This window comes from Bradyrhizobium sp. (assembly GCF_049586575.1).
Classification (GTDB): domain Bacteria; phylum Pseudomonadota; class Alphaproteobacteria; order Rhizobiales; family Xanthobacteraceae; genus Bradyrhizobium.
Map to the genome: position 1 here is coordinate 1 of NZ_JBAVCF010000049.1, position 2,090 is coordinate 2,090.

Sequence of the window (2,090 nt, forward strand, 5' to 3'; positions counted from 1 at the left end):
GTGTTGTGGATGTTGTTGAAGATGACGTTGCCGGGCGGCGCCCGCACATAGGCCGGCGGCCTGACAAATCCCGGCATCGGCACGAACGCCGGCCGCGGCAGGAGGAACAGCCCGACCGCTCCGATCGCGAGGATCGGCGGCGCCAGCACCACGAAATCGTCCGGCGGGGGACCCAGGAAATACACCGGCGGCGGCGGCGGCGGCGCGAAGTCGAACTCGGGATCGCCGAAATAGAACACCGGGCGATCGACATAGACGATCTCGTCGGGCGGTGGCGGCGGCACGTCATAGTCCATCATCGCAAAGGACGGCGGCGGCTCCAGCGCCGCGGACAGGATCGCAAGGCGACGCCGCGCATCCCATGCATGCGGTCCTTGCGGATAGCGGCGCAGATACGACCAATAGGCATCGGGCGTATCGGCGAGATACGTGCGGCGCCACGTGATCGCCTCGCGCCGCGCCGCGAGAATGGCCCTCACCCGCTTCGCCAGCGGATCGCCGGGATAGGCGGCAAGGAAATCGTTATAGGCCTGGAAAGTGTCGCGGGTCAGCGCGGCGGTGAAAGCGTCCTGCGCGCCGAGATCGCGCAACGGCTTGTCGCGGATCGCGGCGACCTGATCGGGCGAGCCCTGCACCGGCGGCGCGTCGGCGGCACGATCGAAGAAGGTGAATGGCACGCTGAGCTTCTGGTCGTCCCACGGCACTTCCGCGCCCTTGCTGGTCTCGCTGACGCGCAGACGCAGCTTGTCGAACAATTCGGGCAGTTGCAGTCCGCCGGTGCGGATCATTTCCGCCAGCGACTGCGCATAGACGCCATAATTGCCTGTGTCGTTGGGGCCGATGGTGCCCGGCGCGGCGTTGAAGGCAATCAGCATGTTCGGCGACGGATCGACCAGCGCGAGCCCGCCGGCAATCGGATTGCCGCCTTCGATGAAGGGCTGTTGCCTTGCCACATCGAGCACGACGATGCTCACCTTCACGGAAATGGAGGCGAGCTGGCGCGTGTAGTCGCTGATCCGCAATCCTTCGATCGGAATATCGGTGTCGCGGGCGATCTTGGCATCGACCGGGATGTAATAATTCTCACCGGCGAGCTGGATGCCATAGCCGGAGAGATAGATCATCGCCACCGTGTTGGCAGGATCGGCCTGCGCCTTGGCCATGAAATCGCGGATGCTGTTGCGCAAGCCATCGGCATCGAGGTCGCGCGCCCCGATGACATCGAAACCCGCGGCTTGCAGGGTTTGCGCGATCAGGCCGGCGTCGTTGGCGGCGGTGGCCAGCGGGGCCTTTTCGTAATTGCCGTCGCCGACCACCAGCGCAATGCGCTTCTCCTCCGGCGGTTTCTGGGCCGCCGCCGGACCGGCGAGGCCGGGGAACGTCAGCAGACTGAGAGAGAGTGAAAACAAGATAATGTGCGCGCGCCGCATGAGGTCTTCCCCACTCTTCGAAAATGGCGGGCCGATTTAAACCCGCGCTCTCTGAACGTCCCTTGAACAAAGGACCCACGTAAGCGGTATCTCTCAACCCTCGCCTGCATAGGCGGGCCAGCCTGACTGGCACTTCCGGGCGCAATCAGGCCATGGCAGGCGAAACGGTGTCAAGGAAGCAGCGCGAATTACTTTGAGCGCAACAGCATCCAATGAAGCAACGGCGTTGCCGGCGGCTTGCCTTGCACGCTGCATCTCGAACGATTCACCGGCTATATCGTGGTTTGAGGCGCCGCAACTGGCGCCGATGTGCCAATACTGCGCCTCGCGCACCCCCACCCGGCGCATCGTTCGCTACGTTCACGAAGCGCCACGCTCCCCGCAAGGGGGAGGATGAAGAGATCGCGGCGCAGATCGTTCTTGACACGCAATTGACGGACGCAACTGATTTGCCCGTCGTGCCATCGTGTCGCAGGCGCTTTCGCTTGCGATGTCGGTCAAATCACCGTTAGAAGCCCGGCCGTCCCGTGCCCATCGAGAGGGGCGCTTCGCGATCGTCACGAAACGTTGGTGCGGGATGCGGTGGACGCGGCGGTGTCGCAAGACGAGCGACGCTCATGCGGACGGCGAAGTCGTGTGGGCCTGATATCCCGACGCTGA

1 protein-coding gene is annotated in these 2,090 nt (G+C 64.3%); it reads right to left on the reverse strand.

Annotated elements, in window-relative coordinates; genetic code table 11:
- The coding region (locus WB528_RS01640; RefSeq protein WP_423886690.1) for a caspase family protein at positions 1–1,430 on the reverse strand (1,430 nt) is incomplete at its 3' end.
- Between the last annotated feature and the right edge of the window lie 660 nt (positions 1,431–2,090).